This window comes from Microbacterium sp. PRF11 (genome assembly GCF_031844085.1).
Classification (GTDB): domain Bacteria; phylum Actinomycetota; class Actinomycetes; order Actinomycetales; family Microbacteriaceae; genus Microbacterium.
Genome location: NZ_JAUZUP010000004.1, coordinates 38385 through 56194 on the forward strand (window position 1 = coordinate 38385; position 17810 = coordinate 56194).

Below are 17810 nucleotides of genomic sequence, written 5' to 3' on the forward strand. Positions count from 1 at the left end.
TGCGCGATCGACCGACGCCCGGTCCCGCGCCGCGCAGGTACAGCCGGGCGTGTCGTGACGCAAGCGTGACCGGTCACCCGGAGGCTGTCTGGCAGAATCGTCAGCAGTGTCAACGGCGACGCTGTGTTCTTCCGAGACCCGAAGGGGGATCGTCCATGGCAGCTACGACGAATCACACGGCACCTCAGACAGGTGCCCACGCGGTGATCGCCGACGCCGTTGACCCCGCGCGCCGCCCTGATGTCCTGCTGCGTAAGCGCCGCGACGAAGGCCACGAGGTGAGCGCCTGGTGGATGGTCGCCGCCTTCGTCGGCGTCTCCGCCGCCGTCGTCAGCCTGTTGAGCTGGGTGCCCGGCGGGGCGTGAGCCCTCGCACCTCCCCGAGCTGAGTGGTCGGGCAGCCGGCGGTCTACGACGGCTCGTCGAAGAGACCCGCTCGTTGCCGGACGTCTCCGAGATCGGCGTTCGTCAGCCCTGCTGTGGGTTCCGGCCGGGCGGGCGGAGCGTCGCCAACCCCGTCGAGTGCCGCGATCATCTCCGGCGCCGTCCATCGACGCGTCGTCGCGTCGAGAGCGGCAGGGATCGCGACCGCGTCGAGCTTCGTTTCGTCGATGCCGGGGAACTTGCGAGCCGTGACGAGAACGCGCGTCTCGAGCGAACCGGCGAACTTGTTGTAGCTGTCGACGGTCTTCTCGATGGAGCGACGCAGCTCGCTCGCGTGGCCCGCGAGCACCCCGACGCGCTCGTAGAGCTCGGTGCCGAGCGCGAAGAGGGTGCGCGCCTCGTCGGAGACGTCTTGCTGCGTCCAGGTGAAGGCGACGGTCTTGAGCACCGCCCAGAGGTTGACGGGCGAGGCGAGGGCGACGCGCCGAGTGAAGGCGTAGTCGAGAAGCGCGGGGTCTTCGTCGAGAGCGGAGGCGAGGAGCGACTCGCTCGGGAGGAAGCAGACGACGAACTCGGGGCTCGTGGTGAGCCCCGCCCAGTAGGCCTTCTTCGCGAGGGCGTCGACGTGGGCGCGCACGGCGCGTGCGTGCTTCGTGAGCAGCGCGGAGCGCCGGGTTCCGTCGTCGCCCTGCGCGGTGACGGGGATGGCGCTCGCCTGCAGGTACGCATCGAGGGGGACCTTGGCATCCACCGCCAGAGACTTGCCACCGGGGAGCCGGACGACCATGTCGGGGCGACCGGCTCCGGCGTCGCTCGTGATCGCCGTCTGCAGGTCGAAGTCGACGTAGCGCGTGAGACCCGCGGCCTCGACGACCCGACGCAGCTGGGTCTCGCCCCAGACGCCGCGCGTCGCGCCGGACCGCATCGCGGACGCCAGGGATTCGGTGGTGGCACGCAGTGCTTCGTCGGCCTCGCGTGAAAGGCGAAGCTGCTCACCGAGAGCGGTGTACTGCTCGACGCGATCGCGCTCGAGCCCGTCGACCTTCCGCTGCATGGCGTCGAGCGTCTCGCGGACCGGGTCGAGGGCCCGGAGCACGGTCTGATCGCGACGATCTCGCTCCTCGCGAGCGGCCTGATCGGCGCGGGATTGCCCGACGAGTTCGCGGTACAACGCCACCTGATGGTCGAGCTGGGCCTGCAGTCCGGCGCGCGCGGCCTCGGCCGTTGCCGCCCGCGCGCCGAGGGCCTGCTGCTCGACGGCGGTGCGGGTCGCGAAGCGCGACGAGGCGGCGAACCACCCGCCCGCGACGCCGATGGCGAGGGCGAGGATCACGAGGAGGAGGGCGATGGCGTCCATGGGGTCAGTGTGCACCGAACCTCCGACATCGCCGGAAGGACGGGCCGGAACGACTCAGGCGACCGCGCGCTCGACGGGCTCTGCGGCGATCTGCGACACCCGGACGCCGAGGTGGGCGGCGAGGGCGTGCACGTCGTCGACACCGGCGCGGCGGGCGCAGTCGATCGTGATCTCCGCGCAGGCCACGGCATCGGCCAGGGCGTCGTGGTGCGCGAAGGGGGAGCACCCCGCCTCGGCCGCGACGAGCGGCAGGCGGTAGGAGTCGAGGGTGTACGTCTTGCGCGACATCTGCACACTGCACATGTAGCGGTAGGGCGGGCACTCGTCGCCGGTCGCGGCGCACGCGCGGCGCAGCACCGACATGTCGAAGCCCGCGTTGTGAGCGACGAGCACGTCGGCCCCCGCGAAGGCGGTCAGTCTCTCGAGCTGCGCCGACCACCCGAGCGCGTTCGCGACGTCGGACGGTTGGATGCCATGGATCCCGACGTTGATCGGAGCGAAGTGGTCGTGACCGGCCGGCGGTTTGATCAGCCACGCCGCGGTGGCGACCACTCGACCGTTGCGCACACGGGCCAGACCCACCGCGCATGCGGACGCACCGCTGGAATTCGCCGTTTCGAAGTCGATTGCGGTGAAGTCCAGAGCCACGATCCCACCCTCACCCGCGTCGGCACGGGGGAGGCGAGGCGCGCCGAGGTCGGCGGCATCCGGTGTGCGAAAGGGCGCGAGCGGCCCCGGAGGGTGACGACGGGTCGGCGTAGGGTCGGGGGCATGACCGATCGCGAGAAGTCGACCTCGTTCGGGCAGGCGGCTTCCGCCTACGAGTCCGGTCGTCCCGGGTATCCGGCCGAGGCCGTGGCGTGGATGCTCGAGCCCGTCCGGGAACCGGGGCGCGCCCTCCGCGTCGCCGATGTCGGTGCCGGAACGGGAAAGCTCACGCGCGCCATCGTCGAGCTCGGTGCCGACGTGGTGGCCGTCGACCCGGATGCCGACATGCTCGCCACCCTGCGGCAGAACACGCGGGGCGTGCCGACGTTCGTGGGCAGGGCCGAGAAGCTGCCCCTGCCCGACTCCGGCCTCGACGCCGTCGTCATGGGGCAGGCCTGGCACTGGGTCGACGTCGAGGCGGCATCCCTCGAGACGGCCCGTGTGCTGCGCAGCGGGGGAGTGCTCGGTCTGATCTGGAACATCCGCGACGATCGCGTCGACTGGGTGCGCCGACTCACCGCGGCGATGGGCGGATCGAATGCCGAGGTGCTCCTCGCCACGACCGGCCCACGGGTCGTGGAGCCGTTCGGCGAGCTGGAACATCGCGAGTGGCACGGGGAACGGCGCATCACCCTTCCGCAGCTGCGCGACCTCGTCGTCTCGCGCAGCGACATCATCACGGCGAGCCGCGAGAAGCGCGCGCGCATCGATGCCGCGGTCGACGGGGTCGTGGCATCCCTTCCCGACCTCGCCGACGGTGGGTCGACCGCGCTGCCCTACGTGACCCACGCGTTCCGCGTCCGCCGGCCCTGACGCGGTGACGGGCCGCTGGGCCGGGTAACCTGGACTCCCGTGGCTCTTACCATCGGAATCGTCGGCCTTCCCAACGTCGGAAAGTCGACCCTCTTCAACGCCCTGACCAAGAACTCGGTGCTCGCGGCGAACTACCCGTTCGCCACCATCGAGCCCAACGTCGGGGTCGTGAACCTTCCCGATGCGCGCCTCGACAAGCTCGCCGAGGTCTTCGGTTCGGAGCGCATCGTGCCGGCCGCGGTGTCGTTCGTCGACATCGCCGGCATCGTTCGCGGCGCCAGCGAGGGCGAGGGCCTCGGCAACCAGTTCCTCGCCAACATCCGTGAGGCGGATGCCATCGCGCAGGTCGTCCGCGGATTCGCCGACGACGACGTCGTGCACGTCGACGGCGCGGTGAACCCCGCGAGCGACATGGAGACGATCAACGCCGAGCTGCAGCTCGCCGACCTCCAGACGCTCGACAAGGCGATCACGCGCTACGAGAAGGAGGTCAAGGGCAAGAAGCTCGACCCCTCGGTGCTCGACGCCGCAAAGGCCGCGCAGGATGCTCTTCAGCGCGGCGTGCTGCTCTCGGCATCCGGAATCGACCTCTCGCCCATCCGCGAGCTGGGGCTGCTGACCGCGAAGCCCTTCATCTTCGTCTTCAACGTCGACGAGGCCGTGCTGACCGACCAGGCCAAGAAGGATGAACTCGCGGCGCTCGTCGCTCCCGCGAAGGCCGTCTTCCTGGATGCCAAGATCGAGTCGGAGCTCATTGACCTCGACCCCGAGGATGCCGCCGAACTCCTCGCTTCCACCGGTCAGGACGAGTCGGGTCTCGACCAGCTCGCCCGCATCGGTTTCGCCACGCTCGGGCTCCAGACCTACCTCACCGCGGGTCCCAAGGAAGCGCGCGCCTGGACCATCCCGCAGGGCGCGAAGGCGCCGCAGGCCGCCGGCGTCATCCACACCGACTTCGAGAAGGGCTTCATCAAAGCCGAGGTGATCTCGTTCGAGGACCTCGTCGAGCTCGGCTCCGTCGCCGAGGCCCGCTCGAAGGGCAAGGCCCGCCTCGAGGGCAAGGAGTACGTCATGCAGGACGGCGACGTGGTGGAGTTCCGTTTCAACAACTAGGTATTTGGCGAGCAATGATCGATCACGACCGAGCAACGCTGGCGATTTACAGCGAGTCGCGCACTGTCGCGGAGATTACCGCCTCGCTCCGGCTCGAACCCACTGAAGCTGCGAACATCGGTGAACAGACCCGATCCGGCCGAGCAGGACGAGCGTACAAGGCCGAGCATCTGACTTATCAACGGACGACCTGGCTTCTTGACGCGACCGCAAGTGCAACGGGCGGCGATGAAGGCGTCAACGCTCTGCGACGGCTTGTTCGTCTCGCACTACCTGCTGCTGCCGCACTCGAATCGCTGAGGGGCGACTGCGAGACGGTGATCTGGTGGTCAGGCGATTCGACTAACACCCAGGGGACGTTTGTCTTTCCCTCGAACTTGATCGTCGACCTTGCCGCCCTGGGATGTGAGGTTCGCGGGACCGTCTTTCTCAATGATCATGATGCAGGATGTGACGGAGCGGAGTTCCGCTTCAAGAACTAGCGATGACGGTTCTCACTATTACCTGCCGAGCGTGACTGCTGAGCAGCGTCTTGCGGTTAGCCGACGACAAGTTCTGAGACGCAAAGCCCGCGTTGGGCCCCGTCGCGCGCTCGTCTGACGCGCCCGTCGAGCAGCCGTTCGGCAATGGCGTTGGGGTGAGCTTCCGTCGCAGTCAGGCGAGCCAGCGGGTGATGTGAGAGGCGGATGCGAATTGCCCAGCTGAAACCGCGTACGCGCATCCGCACCTGCAAGGGCGCGGCCCAACGCCTCGACGGAGGGCCGACCGGGCCGATCACAGTTTCCCCCGGCGAGCCGAATCGCCGAGGTGTTCCATAGTGGCCGTGTAGACGTGGACGAACCCGACTGGGAGGAGGGGGACGATGAGTTCTGGCGCGACGATCATCGCCCGTTACGACGCGGCGAAACGCACGGCTGCCCAGCAGACCCTCCGTCGTCTCGTACGCACCCAGGGCGTCGCGCTTTTTCTCCTCGCTGCGCTGTTCTCCCTGATGGTGCTCCTTCCCCTCGGCTTTCTGGCAGCCGACATCGGACTGGATACGGCATTGCTGGCGGCTATGACGGCGGCGTTGATCCTTCCTGTGGCTGTCGGTGCGCTCGGCATTCGACAACTTCGACGACGAGTGATCTTGCCCGAGATCGACGTGATGATCACCCCAGAAGCGGTGAACTTTCCCGCCATCGACCGGCCTTCGGCGCTTGCAGCACGAATTCGTGCCGAGTCATGGCCGCGCGAGGCGACCAGCGCGCATCTCCTCCCCGCGTCCGGGCTGAGCGTCGCTCGGGTCGAGTTCACGCGGCACGACGGTGGCAGACGGCGGCGACGGTCGGTGGCTGCGAACAATCTCGACATCGACCCGGGCGTGATCGTCGACGCATTGAAAGCGCCCAGCATCTGAGGGCGACGGGCGGGCTCAGCTCCCCGCGAAGTCCGTCAGGAACTCCGGCCGCACCTCGGCGACCCCGTCGAGCTCGATCCGCAGTCGCGCGACGAGGGCGAGGCCCTCGTCCTCCCACCCGTCATCGACGGCGTCCTTCGTGCGCATCGACCAACGGGCGTTCCAGTCCCGCAGGTCCGCGCTCAGCTCAGGAGAGAGACCCAGAGCCGCGCCGCTCAGGTGATAGTCATCGCTGAAGTTCTCCCAGAGGGGCTCGCCGTCGATCCATTCGGGGAAGACGCGGATGACGCGCAACCCGTTCGGCAACACCAGCGGAACACCCCGCGTCGACCTCGACCTGAGGTAGCGGTCCTGCATCTGACGGCGCCGGCGCCACTCACGTGCCGAGCCGGGGGCGTCGTTGTAGTCCATGCCCGAGAGCCACAACAGGCCGGGGAGCCCCCGTTCGTCGCGCTCCACCAGCGCCAGCGACCACAGGAGCTCGTCGCCGCGCGACATCGCGTGCGCCGCCTCCAGGGCGTCCTCGACGGTGGCATCGGTCAGATCGAACGTCGTCACGGCGTTGTCGGGACCAGCGAAGATCCAGACCCGATAGCGCGCGTCGTCGCGCTCCCAGGTCGAATCGCGGTGGTCGGAGGGGGCGCCGTGCACGTCAGGCGCCGATCGCCGCCCGCGCCCGCCGCGCGAGGTCGTCGCCCCCGATGCCCGGCCAACCGTGCAGCCGCGTCGTATGGGAAGCGGGCAGAGCGTCCGCGCCCCACACCGCTCCGGCGAGCGAGCCCGCGATCGCCGCGACCGTGTCGGTGTCGTTGCCGCCGCGGACGGCGCGCTCGATCGCGTCGAGCGGGGTCGATGCTCCGGCGACGGCGGCGAGGGCACCCTGGAACGCCCGCACGATCCAGCCGTTCGCCTGCTCGAAGTCGCGGGGATGCCTGCCCTCGGTCGCCTCGATGAGATCCGCCCAGCGGTCACGCCGCTCGGCGGGCACGAGGTCGAGCTGCGCGCGCACGTCCAGCTCTCCGGTCAGGATGCCGTGTCGGATCGCCCCGCACCACAATGCGCACGCGTCGATGTTGTCGTCCTCCCAGTGGGTCAGCCGGGCGACGGCGCCTGCTGCCTCGGCCAGCTCCTCCCGCGGACGATCCAGGTAGCCGAGGGCCACGGGTCCCGTACGCATGAGGGAGCCGTTCCCGCCACTGCGACCCGTGGTGTCATGCACGGCACGGGATGCCGCTGTGATGGCATCCAGTCGTCCGTCGGCGGGGATGCGCGAGAGGACCTGGCGCGTCTGCGCCCCCACGTCGAGGGCGTCGCGCGCCCACTCCTTCCATCGGCGGACGATCGTCTCGAGCGAGGTGGCGTCTTCGAGCCGGTGACCGGCGGCGAGCTCGTCGAGGATCGGGACGGCCATGCTCGTGTCGTCGGTCCACTCGCGCTCGCCATGGCCGAAGCGCCCGCGGCCGAAGGCGGGTACGACGTCGTCGGCGAGGGCCGGGCCGAATTCGTACGCCGATCCGAGGGCGTCTCCCGCGGCGGACACGAGGACGGCGCCGACCGCGCGGTCGACCTGGACGGGGGAGAGGGCGGTCATGGAGCCCAGCCTAGGAGGGTCTCAGGATGCACGCCTCGACGGCTCGCGTCATCCGAGCAGCGCGGGATGGGTCAAACGCCACCACAACGACGGCTCCTCGATGGCGCCGGCGATCTTCACGCTGGACGTCGCCGTCTCGGGTCCGGCGGTCCAGGTCACCGTGCCGACCACCTCGCCGTCGGCGAAGCTCTGCGGGGTGGTGGTGTCGAGCGCCACGGCGACGGGTGTGTCGGACCAGGTGCGCAGCGACGCGTTCTTGGCGAGGACGAGCGTCGCGTCGGCCCCCCACGGTGTCGAGATGGTGCCGATCTCGTCACCCGCGGTGCCGAGAGGGAGGACGTGGAAGCCGTCTTTCACGCTCTGCAGGAACGAGAGCACGTCCTGGTCGGTGCTGTCATGGGTCTCGCCGCCCAGACGTGCGCCGGTGACCCGCAGCGGGGCGCCGATGCCGACGTCCAGCGACGCCGTGAAGAGCAGGTTGAAGGTGCCCTCGCCGAGGTTGCCGGTCTTCAGGCCCGAGATCCCGAGCGTGCCGATCAGATCGTTCGTGTTGGTGATGACCCCCGGACCTTCGATCACCGCGGACGGGGTGGCGACGATCGCGGCGATCACCGGGTTGGCGGCGGCGAGACGCCCGAGGGCGAGAAGATCGCTCGGCGTGCTGGTGTTGCGGGCGTCGATGCCGGTGGCATCCACGATCCGGGTGTCGTTCAGACCGTTCTCGCTCAGCCACGACCGGGCCGCCTGCACGTACGCGCTCTCGGAGCCGAAGCCCCAGCGGGCGATGGCGACCGCGTAGTTCGCGGCGGAGGGAAGCAGCATCGTCTCGAGGGAGTCGTGCAGCGACAAGCGGAGCCCGTCGGGCATTCGCGCGATGACGGCGCCCTGTACGTAGAACTGGTCGTACAGGTCGGTGTCGGCTTCCGTGTACGCGATGGTGGGTCCGGGATCGCCCGGGCCGTCCAGCGGGTGCGCGTCGAGGACGACCAGCGCGGTGATGAGCTTGGAGATGCTCGCGAGCGGCCTCGGATCGTCTCCTCCCGCGGAGGCGAAAGTGCCCGCGGCATCCGGGCCGAGGTAGTCCTGCCCGCCCTCGACGCTCACGAGCATCGACCCGCCCGACGGCAGGACGAGGGATGCCGCACCCCCGGCGTTCGCGGCCGGCGCCTGCGAGGTCACGGTGGGTGCGGGCAGCGGTGCGGCAGAGGCCCACCAGACGTATCCGCCCCCTCCGCCGAGGGTGAGCAGCATCAGGACCAGGAAGACGACGAGGGCGACACGACCGGCCCGGCCGCCTCGCGGGAGCTCGTCCGGGGCGTGCTCGAGGAGGTCGCCGAAATCAGCGAGCGTGCTCACGACAGTTCTTCCGGGGTGCCCACCTCTCGAACCTATTCGTATAACTGCCTCACCACGACCTGGATTTCAAGCCCCCCTTTCCCCTCAGGGTCGGCGACTTACCGTGTACGCACATCGGGAATTACCCGAAGACCACACGGGAGGAGCCGACTATGGGACTCGACGACAAGATCAAGAACGCCGCGGAGAACATCGCTGGCAAGGCGAAGGAAGCCGCAGGCAAGGCGACGAACAACGAGCGCCTCGAGGCCGAGGGTCAGGCCGACCAGACCAAGGCCCACACCAAGCAGGCCGGCGAGAACGTCAAGGACGCGTTCAAGTAAGTCGCCCTCCCCGAATTGCCCCGACCCGCACGGGTCGGGGCATTTCGTCTGTTCGGATGAAACCGCGATGTCGCGATAACCGGGTGCCGGTCCGGCGGCCGGGATAATGGCGACATGACCGCTGCCGTTCCCACCGAGACGCCCACGCTCGTCTCGGGCACCCCCGTCCTCCTCCGCGCCCACGGCTATAAAGCCGCGATCGCGAGCGTCGGCGCCTCCCTCCGCTCCCTCACCTTCGAGGGCCGCGACCTCGTCGTCCCCTTCGCGGCCGATGAACTGCGTCCCGCCTATCGCGGGACCACGCTCGCCCCGTGGCCGAACCGCGTCGTCGACGGCATCCATCGCTTCGACGGCGTCGAGCACCAGCTCCCGCTGACCGAGCCGAACCGCGGCCATGCGCTGCACGGGCTGCTGTCGTGGGCGGACTGGAACGTGTCCGACGCCTCCGACGACGCGGTCACGCTCAGCGCGACCGTGCCCGCGCAGGCGGGGTACCCCTGGTGGCTCGTCGTGTCGACGACGTACCGACTCGGCGCCGACGGCCTCACCCAGACCGTCCGCGCGACGAACCTGTCGGACACGCCCGCGCCCTGGGGGACCGGCCCGCACCCGTATCTGGTCGCCGGCCCCGCGACCCTCGACGAGTGGAGCCTGCACCTTCCGGCGGACACCGTGCTCGAGGTCACGCCCGACCGCCTGTCGCCGGTGGCATTGGCATCCGTCACCGCCGACGCCGACCGCTTCGACTACCGGGACCAGCGCGTCCTCGGCGCCGTCGAGATCGATCACGCCTACACCGGTCTGATCCGGGATGCCGACGGCCGCGCCACCGTGACCGTCGCCGATCCGACGGGGACGGGCGTCGCCATGAGCTGGGGGGTGGAGTGCTCCTGGGTGCAGATCCACACCGCCGACCTCCCCGCGGGCCCGGGGACGCCCGGGCACCGCGCCGGGCTCGCGGTCGAGCCGATGACCTGCGCCCCCGACGCGTTCAACGACGACCGGTACGACTTCGCCACCGGAGTGGTCTCGCTGGATCCCGGTGCCTCGCACGAGGCCGGCTGGACGATCTCGGCCCGCTGAGTCCCACACACGACAGAACCGCCCCGGATCGCTCCGGGGCGGTTCTGTCGTTCAGGGGCTCAGACGACCTGCGCGCCGCACATACCGCAGTCGCCACCGGCGGAGACCTCGACGAAGCAGTCGGGGCACATCGCGCGCGTGGGGCGGTCGGTCAGGGGCGTGACCTTGGGGCCGGTCGTGCGACGCTCCCTGGGAGCCGAGGCCGCACGGGCCTTGCGCGCCTCGAAGGTCGGGGCGGGCGGCGGGGGAGCGGCGGCCGGCTTGTGGGCCTCGCAGTAGAAGCGCACGAATCCGCCGTGGTGCTTGGGGTGGCGGTGCTTCACCGCCCATAGCTCGGTGCGGTCGTAGAGCGGTCCGTCGGTGCCGCAGGCGACGCAACGGGTGGGCTCGCCGGGAACGACGTCGGCGACGAGGACGGGGGCGTCGAAGCGGATGGCATCGCGCCAGTCCTGCGACGAAACGATCTTCATGGGGGACCCTTCTTCGGCGGTTCGGGCCGCCTCACCCTCAACGGTACGCTCCTCCCCACCCCCGCGGGGGCCGATCGTGCGTGCAGAGGGTGGACAGCGCCGCGGGGCCCCCCGTTAGGTTGGAGGAAGATCCGTACCGCCCCGGCGGTACCCGTCGAAGGAGAAGCATGGAACTCGCCGCCTTAGGAGCCGTCGGAGTCATCGTCGCGATCGTGGCGGTGGTCGCGATCGTCGTGATCGCCGTGCTCGCCCTGGTCATCCGCGGGTGGTACCGCGTCGCGAAGGCCGACGAAGCCCTGGTCATCGTCGGTAAGCGACAGAAGGGGGCCGACGGCGAGTCGTCGCGCATCACGGTCATCACCGGCGGCGGCGCGATCGTCAACCCGCTGACGCAGCGCGGCGAGATGATCTCGCTGCGGGCGCGCCAGATCAAGATGGAGCCGACGGCGCAGTCCTCCAACGGCGTCACTGTGAACGTCAGCGGCGTCGCCCTCGTCAAGATCGGTTCCGACCCCGAGTCGGTGCGTCGCGCGGCTGAGCGCTTCGCCTCGCAGGACAAGGCCATCGAACAGTTCACCACCGAGCAGCTCGAGGGTGCGCTGCGCGGCGTGGTCGCGACCCTGACGGTCGAAGAGCTCATGCGTGACCGCCAGCGCCTGTCCGATCAGATCGCCGAGGGCATCAAAGCGGATCTCTCCTCGCAGGGGCTCATCCTCGACTCCTTCCAGATCCAGGGCGTCACCGACACGAACGGCTACATCTCGGCGCTTGGCGCCACCGAGGTCGAGCGCGTCAAGCGCGAGGCCGAGGTCGCCCGCATCAACGCCGTTCGTGAGATCCGGGCACGTCAGATCGCGACGGACGAGGCCAACCTGATCGAGCAGACCAAGCTCGACAAGAACAGCGCCGCGGCCAAGGCCGAGGTCGGCCGCGCCAACGCCGAGGCCGAGCAGGCCGAGGCCCTCACGCGCGCCGAGCGCCGCCAGGCCGTTCTGCAGCAGGAAGCGCAGAACACGCAGGCGCGCCTGGAGTCCGAGGTCAACCGCGTCGCCGACGCCGACCTGTACCAGCGCCAGAAAGACGCCGACGCCGAGGCGTACGCGCAGATCAAGGCGGCCCAGGCGCGCGCCCAGATCGCCGAGCAGGAGGCGGCCGCCGTGCGCGTACGCGCCGAAGCCGACGCGCAGTCCGTGCGTCTCGCCGGTGAGGCCCGCGCCGAAGCAATCCGGGCGGAGGCCGAGGCCCTGTCGCAGAACCAGGAGGCACTCCTCGCCCAGCGCGCGCTCGAGGCTCTGGTGCCGATGATGGCCGAGTTCGCCAAGGGCTACGACCGCGTCGGCAACGTCACCGTGCTCGGCGGCGAGGGGGCGAGCGGTCACCTCGCCACCGAGTCGGCGACGGGCCTGCGCTCCTCGTTCGAAGCGGTGCGCGCAGCCACTGGGATCGACCTCACGCAGATCATCCAGGGTCGCGCCGTCGCCGACGCGTTCGCCGCGTCGGCGCGTCGCCCCTCGTCCACCGCGCCGACCGACGCGCCGACGTACCCGGCGCCCGCCACCGCGCCGACGACGACCGAGGACTGAGACCCACTCGCCGTGCCCGAAGTTCCGGAGGTCGAGGCGCTCGCGCTGTTCCTGCGCGAGCGCCTGACCGGTCACGTCGTGACCGGGACCGAGCTGGTGGAGGGACGGGCGCTGAAAACGCGGGGCCGCCCGCTCGATGAGCTCGTCTCGCGCGCGATCACCGCCGTGACCCGGTACGGCAAGCACATCGACCTCGACCTCGGTGGCGTGCACCTCTCGCTCGGTTTCGGGCGGGCGGGCTGGGCGACGTGGCGGGAGGCGGGCGCGCCAGAGGTCGCCGACGCCGCACCCCCGGCCCCGGTGATCGCGCAGATCGCTTTCGACGACGGCATCCTGGGCATCACCGATGCGGGCGACTGGCTGTCGGTGCAGCTGCACGTCGTCGACGCCGCGGACGAGGTGCCCGCGGTCGCCAAGCTGGGTCCGGATGCCGCGGACCCGGCGTTCTCGCGCGAGATGCTCGTGAGAGCGCTCGGCGGTCGCCGTAAGCAGCTCAAGGCGCTGCTCCAGGAGCAGGAGACCATCGCGGGGATCGGCAACGCCTACTCCGACGAGATCCTCTTCGCAGCGCGGCTCGACCCGACGGCGCACGCGGCGAGCCTCTCCGACGACGCGGTCACGCGCCTCTGGCGGGCGTTGCGCGACACCCTCGACGGGGCCGTGCGCGACCGCCGTGGAGTGCCGATCGCCGAGCAGAAGGCTGCGAAGGTGGCCGCGATGCGCGTGCACGGGCGCACGGGCGAACCGTGCCCCGGGTGCGAGGGCGTGATCGAGGACATCCCGGGGACGAAGAGCGGCGCTCAGTGGTGCCCCGCCTGCCAGGGCAGTTGAGGAGAGTCGGAGGTTGCTGCGTATAGCGGCGTACGTGACGCGGCGGACGCACGGGAAAGGCCCCGGACCGGAGTCCGGGGCCCTTCGTCGAGACGTGCTCAGGCGGTCTGGCCGGAGTGCTTGCCCTCGGCGACCTCCTCGACGAGCTTCGCGTTGAACGCGGGCAGGTCGTCGGGGTTGCGGCTCGAGACGAGTCCCTGGTCGACGTGGACTTCCTCGTCGACCCAGGTCGCGCCGGCGTTGCGCAGGTCGGTCTGCAGCGTCGGGTAGCTCGTGAGCGTGCGGCCCTCGAGGACATCGGCCTCGGTGAGGATCCACCCGCCGTGGCAGATGACGGCGACCGGCTTGTGCTGGTCGAAGAACGCACGCGTGAACGACACGGCATCCTTCACGATGCGGATGTCGTCGGCGTTCTGCACGCCGCCGGGGAGGACGAGGGCGTCGAAGTCACCGGCGGAGGCGCCCGAGACGGCCAGGTCCACGCTCTGCTCGTGCCCCTTCTCGCCGGTGATGCTGCCCTCGCTCGGCGAGACGAGAACCGCCTCCGCACCGGCCGAGGTGACGGCCTCCCACGGGCTGGTCAGCTCGCTGTCTTCGTATCCGTCGGTGGCCAGGAACGCGATGCGCTTGCCGGTGAGGTCGGTCATGGGAAGCCCTTCTTTCTCGATCGGGGATGCCTCCCACGCTAAGAACCCCTCGAGGACCCGCAACGGGGGTTGCGGATGCCGCGCCCCGGCGTTAGCGGGACGCCCCGGCCCGCGCACCCACGCGCGGGGGTAGCATGGAGCGCATGTCCGGTGACACCACGTCCGACACGATCTCCGCGTCGAAGCCGCTGATCACGCTGCTGAACGCCCCCGCCGTCGAGAACGAGACCGACGAGAAGCCCTCCGCGTCGCAGTGCTGCGGCGGCGGTTCCTGCTCGCTCTGACCTCGCCTCTGCGCGCGTCTCGTCGTGACGCCGCCGTCTCGTGACGCTCGGCGCCGATCGCGGTGACGCGCTCGGACCTCCGGTTCTGCGTGCGCGTCGACCGCGGTGACGCGCTCCGGGCTTCAGCCCGGCGTGCGCGCCACCCGCGGTCACGAGTTCCGGCCGCTCGCGGCCGCGTCCACGCCTACCGGGATCAGTGCGCGCCGACCGGCGCCTCGGCGTCGTCGACCTCGGCGGGCTTACGCACGAAGCACGCGAGGACCACGGCGGCGGTGGCGATCACCGCTCCGACGAGGAAGGACGCGTGGACGCCCGACGCGACGGAGGCGGCCTGGTCGGCGCCGCCGGCGAGCGCCATGCTCGAGAACACCGTCATGATCGCCACGAAACCGGCCGTGCCCGCCGCTCCCGCGACCTGCTGCGCGGTGCCGACCACGGCGCTGCCGTGGGAATACAGGCGGCGGGGAAGTGAGCCGAGCGCCGAGGTCATCAGTGGCGTGAAGACCAGGCCGAGCCCGAGGTTCAGGGCGAGGTACACCGTGACGATCCACCAGACGGGGGTGCCCTGTCCGAAGCTCAGCGCCATCGTCCACAGGACGGCGGCCGCGATCAACATGCCGGGGATGACGAGGGGCGTCGGACCGAAACGGTCGAAGAGGCGTCCGACGATGGGAGCCATGACGCCCATGAGCACGCCGCCCGGGAGCAGCATGAGGCCGACGGTGAGGCTGCTCAGGCCTAGCGCCTGCTGGAGGAAGATCGGCAGCAGGATGAGCGAGCCGAACAGCGCCGCCATCACGATCGCGACCAGCGGCACGGCGAGGCGGAACGACGAGCTCTGGAACACGCGGAGGTCGAGCAGCGCGGAATCGGAGCGCTGCAGGCGGAGCTGACGGACGACGAAGATGGTGACGAAGACCGCGCCGACGGCGAGGGGGATCCACACCGGCACAGAGGAGTGGCCGGATGCCGACTCCCCGATGGCGCTGAGACCGTAGACGAGTCCACCGAAGCCGATCGCCGACAGGACGACCGAGAGCACATCGAACCGTGCGTCGGGCCGGGTCTCGGTGACGTTGCGGACCCAGCGTGCGCCGAGAGCGATCGACACCAGGGCGATAGGCAGGATCAGCCAGAAGATCGCGTGCCAGGTGAGGGCCGACAGGATGAGTCCGGAGACCGTCGGGCCGACCGCAGGGGCGACGGCGATGACGATGGTGACGACGCCCATGACGCGCCCGCGCTTGTTCGCCGGGACGAGGTTGAGCACCGTGGTGAAGAGCAGGGGCATCATCACGCCCGTGCCCATCGCCTGGATGATGCGGCCCGCGAGGAGCACCCCGAACGCCGGAGCGAGCGCCGCGACGAGGGTGCCCAGGGCGAAGACGCCCATCGCGCTGAAGAACACGACGCGGATGGGGAAGCGCTCGAGGAGGAAGCCGGTCAGCGGGATGACGACGGCCATCGTCAGCAGGAACGCCGAGGTGAGCCACTGGCCGGTCGCGGCGCTGACGTCGAAGTCGGCCATGATCGCGGGCAGCGCGACCGACATGGTCGTCTCGTTGAGAATGACGACGAACGCGGCGACGACGAGCAGGGCGATCACCGGCCCGGGGCGGTGGACCGACGGGGACGGAGCGGACGCGACGGTTTCTCGGGAGACGGGGATGGTGCCGGTGGCGGCCATGACGAGGTCCTTTACGTGCGGGGGGCTTCGTGGCGCCACGGAGGGCGACTGCATCGGACCCAACCGGCGCGCGGCCCAGGGTATTCCGACATCGAGAGAACGGATGGAAGGTCATCCGCTAGCGACCCTACCGAGGGTCTCCGACATCGTCGCCCCGGGACTCGATGTCGGTGGACGGACGTAGGCTGACGAACATGAGCATGGGCGGTGTCGGCGGGAGCATGTTCCGCGGGGTGGATGCCGACTCGCAGCGCCGCCGCAACGCCGAGGCTCCGCGGGTGGCCGATCTCGGCCGTCGGGTGGTCGAGCTCTTCCGGCCGTACCGGTGGCGCATCGCTCTCACCGCGCTCCTGGTCGTCGTCGGCGCGGCCGTTGCGGTCATCCCGCCCCTTCTCGTGCAGCGCATCTTCGACGACGCCCTCTTCCCGGTAGACGGGTCGAGCCCCGATCTGCAACTGCTGGCGATGCTCGTGAGCGTGATGATCGGGCTGTTCCTGCTCTCGGCCGGACTCAACGTCGCGCAGACGTGGCTCACGGCGACCGTCGGCAACCGGGTCACGGGCGATCTCCGCACGCGACTGTTCGAGCACCTGCAGGCCATGGAGCTCGGCTTCTTCACGCGCACGAAGACCGGCGTCATCCAGTCGCGCCTGCAGAACGACGTCGGCGGCGTCTCGGGCGTCCTGACCAACACGGTCACCAGCATCCTCGGCAATGCCGTCACCGTCCTCGCCTCGCTCGTGGCGATGGTCCTCATCGACTGGCGGCTCACACTGATCGCCGTGGCGCTCATGCCGTTCCTCATCTTCGTGCAGCGACGCGTCGGGCAGGTCCGCGCGCGCATCGCCGGCGAGACGCAGGAATCGCTGTCGGAGCTGTCGGCGATCACGCAGGAGACCCTGAGCGTGTCCGGCATCCTGTTGTCGAAGTCCTTCAACCGTCAGCGCACCGAGTCGGCGCGCTTCGACGCCGAGAACGACAACCAGGTGCGCCTGCAGGTGCGCCGGGCCATGAGCGGCCAGGGCTTCTTCGCCGTGGTGCAGGTCATCATGTCGAGCGTTCCCGCGGTCATCTACCTCGTCGCCGGCTACTTGATCGGCGGCGGGGTCGGAGCGATCACGGCCGGGACGATCGTGGCGTTCACGACGGTGCAGGCCCGCCTGCTCATGCCGCTCATGGGGCTCATGCGCGTCGCCCTCGACCTGCAGACCTCGTCGGCCCTGTTCGCGCGAATTTTCGAGTACCTCGACCTCCGCCCGGCCATCGCCGACGCCCCCGACGCCCTCCCGGTCTCGGCCGCGCCCGGACCGCTGGGACGCATCGAGTTCCGCGACGTCGAATTCCGCTACCCCGACGCCCCGGCAGACGCCCGCCCGACCCTCGACGGCGTCTCGTTCACCGTCGAACCGGGCCAGCACGTCGCGTTCGTGGGGCCTTCGGGCGCGGGGAAGACCACGATCCTGTACCTCACGCCGCGCATGTACGAGGCGAGCGGGGGAGCGGTGATGTTCTCCGGCGCCGACGTGCGCGCCCTCGACCGGGCCTCGATCATCGACGAGATCGGCATCGTGTCGCAGGAGACGTACCTGTTCCATGCCACGGTGCGCGAGAACCTCCGTTATGCGCGTCCCGACGCCTCCGACGACGAGATCGAGGCCGCCTGCCGCGCGGCCAACATCCACCACGTCATCGCCGGCTTCGAGGCGGGGTACGACACGGTGGTGGGGGAGCGCGGGTACCGGCTCTCAGGGGGCGAGAAGCAGCGCATCGCGATCGCGCGCGTCCTGCTCAAAGACCCGCCGGTCCTCCTCCTCGACGAGGCGACGAGTGCGCTCGACACCGTGTCGGAGCGCATCGTGCAGGAAGCGCTCGAGACCGCCGCGCACGGCCGCACGACGCTGTCCATCGCGCATCGCCTGTCGACGGTGATCGGCGCCGACCGCATCCACGTGGTGGATGCCGGGCGCATCGTCGAATCGGGTACCCACACCGAGCTGTTGGCCGCGGGCGGGCTGTACGCGAGCCTCGCGGCGGAGCAACTGGCGGCCTCCTTCGTCCTCGCGGAGGAGCAGCACGACGCCGCGGGCCTCGCCCGCGCCGCGCTCCCCGGTCGTCGCGCCGACGAGGCGCCGGCCTGAGTCGCCTCGCCGCCGAAACGTCGCCGTCCCGCGACGGCCGAGCG

19 protein-coding genes are annotated in these 17810 nt (G+C 70.1%); 11 read left to right on the forward strand and 8 right to left on the reverse strand.

Annotation, left to right across the window (positions count from 1 at the left end; all coding sequences use genetic code 11):
* Positions 1 to 155: 155 nt before the first annotated feature.
* Positions 156 to 365: a UDP-N-acetylmuramyl pentapeptide phosphotransferase gene (locus Q9R20_RS11605; RefSeq protein WP_295840406.1), complete on the forward strand. Its 210-nt coding sequence runs from the start codon at positions 156 to 158 to the stop codon at positions 363 to 365.
* A gap of 43 nt (positions 366 to 408) precedes the next feature.
* On the opposite strand, the gene Q9R20_RS11610 is transcribed toward Q9R20_RS11605, so the two are convergent.
* Both Q9R20_RS11610 and Q9R20_RS11615 read right to left on the reverse strand, forming a co-directional pair.
* The gene (locus Q9R20_RS11610; RefSeq protein ID WP_311249487.1) at positions 409 to 1740 is read right to left on the reverse strand and encodes a DNA recombination protein RmuC; all 1332 of its coding nucleotides are present in this window, start codon (positions 1738 to 1740) and stop codon (positions 409 to 411) included.
* A gap of 54 nt (positions 1741 to 1794) precedes the next feature.
* On the reverse strand, positions 1795 to 2388 hold the full coding sequence (locus tag Q9R20_RS11615; RefSeq protein ID WP_150957856.1) for a 3'-5' exonuclease: 594 nt from the start codon (positions 2386 to 2388) through the stop codon (positions 1795 to 1797).
* Positions 2389 to 2511: 123 nt separating this feature from the next.
* Here Q9R20_RS11615 and Q9R20_RS11620 point away from each other — a divergent pair, with 123 nt between their 5' ends.
* The 4 genes from Q9R20_RS11620 to Q9R20_RS11635 all read left to right on the forward strand — a co-directional run bounded on the left by Q9R20_RS11620 (position 2512) and on the right by Q9R20_RS11635 (position 5773).
* Entirely contained in the window at positions 2512 to 3261 is a 750-nt protein-coding gene (locus Q9R20_RS11620; RefSeq protein WP_311249488.1) for a methyltransferase domain-containing protein, read from the forward strand.
* 39 nt (positions 3262 to 3300) lie between these two features.
* Positions 3301 to 4374 carry a redox-regulated ATPase YchF gene (ychF, locus tag Q9R20_RS11625; protein ID WP_311249489.1) on the forward strand — a complete coding sequence of 358 codons (1074 nt, stop codon included), beginning with the start codon at positions 3301 to 3303 and terminating at the stop codon, positions 4372 to 4374.
* A gap of 14 nt (positions 4375 to 4388) precedes the next feature.
* Complete coding sequence (locus Q9R20_RS11630) at positions 4389 to 4856, forward strand: hypothetical protein (RefSeq protein ID WP_311249490.1); 468 nt, start codon at positions 4389 to 4391, stop codon at positions 4854 to 4856.
* 380 nt (positions 4857 to 5236) lie between these two features.
* Complete coding sequence (locus Q9R20_RS11635; protein ID WP_311249491.1) at positions 5237 to 5773, forward strand: hypothetical protein; 537 nt, start codon at positions 5237 to 5239, stop codon at positions 5771 to 5773.
* Positions 5774 to 5788: 15 nt separating this feature from the next.
* Here Q9R20_RS11635 and Q9R20_RS11640 read toward each other — a convergent pair whose 3' ends face one another.
* Genes Q9R20_RS11640 through Q9R20_RS11650 form a run of 3 tightly spaced genes read right to left on the reverse strand, consistent with a single transcriptional unit; the run spans position 5789 to position 8720 of the window.
* On the reverse strand, positions 5789 to 6424 hold the full coding sequence (locus Q9R20_RS11640) for a hypothetical protein (protein WP_311249492.1): 636 nt from the start codon (positions 6422 to 6424) through the stop codon (positions 5789 to 5791).
* A 1-nt stretch (position 6425) separates the two neighbouring features.
* Positions 6426 to 7364: an ADP-ribosylglycohydrolase family protein gene (locus Q9R20_RS11645; RefSeq protein ID WP_311249493.1), complete on the reverse strand. Its 939-nt coding sequence runs from the start codon at positions 7362 to 7364 to the stop codon at positions 6426 to 6428.
* A 48-nt stretch (positions 7365 to 7412) separates the two neighbouring features.
* Positions 7413 to 8720 carry a D-alanyl-D-alanine carboxypeptidase gene (locus Q9R20_RS11650; protein WP_311249494.1) on the reverse strand — a complete coding sequence of 436 codons (1308 nt, stop codon included), beginning with the start codon at positions 8718 to 8720 and terminating at the stop codon, positions 7413 to 7415.
* Between the two features lie 152 nt (positions 8721 to 8872).
* Between Q9R20_RS11650 and Q9R20_RS11655 the strand changes: the two genes are divergently transcribed.
* Together Q9R20_RS11655 and Q9R20_RS11660 are read left to right on the forward strand one after the other, a co-directional pair.
* On the forward strand, positions 8873 to 9043 hold the full coding sequence (locus tag Q9R20_RS11655) for a CsbD family protein (protein ID WP_116538591.1): 171 nt from the start codon (positions 8873 to 8875) through the stop codon (positions 9041 to 9043).
* Between the two features lie 114 nt (positions 9044 to 9157).
* Complete coding sequence (locus Q9R20_RS11660; protein WP_311249495.1) at positions 9158 to 10126, forward strand: aldose 1-epimerase family protein; 969 nt, start codon at positions 9158 to 9160, stop codon at positions 10124 to 10126.
* Positions 10127 to 10185: 59 nt separating this feature from the next.
* On the opposite strand, the gene Q9R20_RS11665 is transcribed toward Q9R20_RS11660, so the two are convergent.
* Positions 10186 to 10596, reverse strand: a complete 411-nt coding sequence (locus Q9R20_RS11665; RefSeq protein ID WP_311249496.1) for a glucose-6-phosphate dehydrogenase — start codon at positions 10594 to 10596, stop codon at positions 10186 to 10188.
* 167 nt (positions 10597 to 10763) lie between these two features.
* Between Q9R20_RS11665 and Q9R20_RS11670 the strand changes: the two genes are divergently transcribed.
* Together Q9R20_RS11670 and Q9R20_RS11675 are read left to right on the forward strand one after the other, a co-directional pair.
* Positions 10764 to 12179 (forward strand): flotillin family protein, encoded by a 1416-nt coding sequence (locus Q9R20_RS11670; RefSeq protein ID WP_311249497.1) that lies wholly within the window; start codon positions 10764 to 10766, stop codon positions 12177 to 12179.
* 12 nt (positions 12180 to 12191) lie between these two features.
* Positions 12192 to 13010 carry a DNA-formamidopyrimidine glycosylase family protein gene (locus tag Q9R20_RS11675; protein ID WP_311249498.1) on the forward strand — a complete coding sequence of 273 codons (819 nt, stop codon included), beginning with the start codon at positions 12192 to 12194 and terminating at the stop codon, positions 13008 to 13010.
* Positions 13011 to 13108: 98 nt separating this feature from the next.
* On the opposite strand, the gene Q9R20_RS11680 is transcribed toward Q9R20_RS11675, so the two are convergent.
* Complete coding sequence (locus tag Q9R20_RS11680) at positions 13109 to 13657, reverse strand: type 1 glutamine amidotransferase domain-containing protein (RefSeq protein ID WP_311249499.1); 549 nt, start codon at positions 13655 to 13657, stop codon at positions 13109 to 13111.
* 143 nt (positions 13658 to 13800) lie between these two features.
* Between Q9R20_RS11680 and Q9R20_RS11685 the strand changes: the two genes are divergently transcribed.
* Positions 13801 to 13941 (forward strand): hypothetical protein, encoded by a 141-nt coding sequence (locus Q9R20_RS11685; protein ID WP_311249500.1) that lies wholly within the window; start codon positions 13801 to 13803, stop codon positions 13939 to 13941.
* A gap of 193 nt (positions 13942 to 14134) precedes the next feature.
* Here Q9R20_RS11685 and Q9R20_RS11690 read toward each other — a convergent pair whose 3' ends face one another.
* Positions 14135 to 15628 carry an MDR family MFS transporter gene (locus tag Q9R20_RS11690; RefSeq protein ID WP_311249501.1) on the reverse strand — a complete coding sequence of 498 codons (1494 nt, stop codon included), beginning with the start codon at positions 15626 to 15628 and terminating at the stop codon, positions 14135 to 14137.
* Positions 15629 to 15828: 200 nt separating this feature from the next.
* Here Q9R20_RS11690 and Q9R20_RS11695 point away from each other — a divergent pair, with 200 nt between their 5' ends.
* Positions 15829 to 17766 carry an ABC transporter ATP-binding protein gene (locus Q9R20_RS11695; protein WP_311249842.1) on the forward strand — a complete coding sequence of 646 codons (1938 nt, stop codon included), beginning with the start codon at positions 15829 to 15831 and terminating at the stop codon, positions 17764 to 17766.
* The last annotated feature ends 44 nt before the right edge of the window (positions 17767 to 17810 follow it).

Excerpts from the sequence above, each read along its gene's own strand:
- Q9R20_RS11665 (WP_311249496.1), bottom strand. The coding sequence starts at position 10,596 with ATGAAGATCGTTTCGTCGCAGGACTGGCGCGATGCCATCCGCTTCGAC.
- Q9R20_RS11610 (WP_311249487.1), bottom strand. The coding sequence starts at position 1,740 with ATGGACGCCATCGCCCTCCTCCTCGTGATCCTCGCCCTCGCCATCGGC.
- Q9R20_RS11620 (WP_311249488.1), top strand. The coding sequence starts at position 2,512 with ATGACCGATCGCGAGAAGTCGACCTCGTTCGGGCAGGCGGCTTCCGCC.
- Q9R20_RS11680 (WP_311249499.1), bottom strand. The coding sequence starts at position 13,657 with ATGACCGACCTCACCGGCAAGCGCATCGCGTTCCTGGCCACCGACGGA.
- Q9R20_RS11670 (WP_311249497.1), top strand. The coding sequence starts at position 10,764 with ATGGAACTCGCCGCCTTAGGAGCCGTCGGAGTCATCGTCGCGATCGTG.
- Q9R20_RS11685 (WP_311249500.1), top strand. The coding sequence starts at position 13,801 with ATGTCCGGTGACACCACGTCCGACACGATCTCCGCGTCGAAGCCGCTG.
- Q9R20_RS11635 (WP_311249491.1), top strand. The coding sequence starts at position 5,237 with ATGAGTTCTGGCGCGACGATCATCGCCCGTTACGACGCGGCGAAACGC.
- Q9R20_RS11695 (WP_311249842.1), top strand. The coding sequence starts at position 15,829 with ATGGGCGGTGTCGGCGGGAGCATGTTCCGCGGGGTGGATGCCGACTCG.
- Q9R20_RS11690 (WP_311249501.1), bottom strand. The coding sequence starts at position 15,628 with ATGGCCGCCACCGGCACCATCCCCGTCTCCCGAGAAACCGTCGCGTCC.
- Q9R20_RS11630 (WP_311249490.1), top strand. The coding sequence starts at position 4,389 with ATGATCGATCACGACCGAGCAACGCTGGCGATTTACAGCGAGTCGCGC.
- Q9R20_RS11660 (WP_311249495.1), top strand. The coding sequence starts at position 9,158 with ATGACCGCTGCCGTTCCCACCGAGACGCCCACGCTCGTCTCGGGCACC.
- Q9R20_RS11605 (WP_295840406.1), top strand. The coding sequence starts at position 156 with ATGGCAGCTACGACGAATCACACGGCACCTCAGACAGGTGCCCACGCG.
- Q9R20_RS11645 (WP_311249493.1), bottom strand. The coding sequence starts at position 7,364 with ATGACCGCCCTCTCCCCCGTCCAGGTCGACCGCGCGGTCGGCGCCGTC.
- Q9R20_RS11655 (WP_116538591.1), top strand. The coding sequence starts at position 8,873 with ATGGGACTCGACGACAAGATCAAGAACGCCGCGGAGAACATCGCTGGC.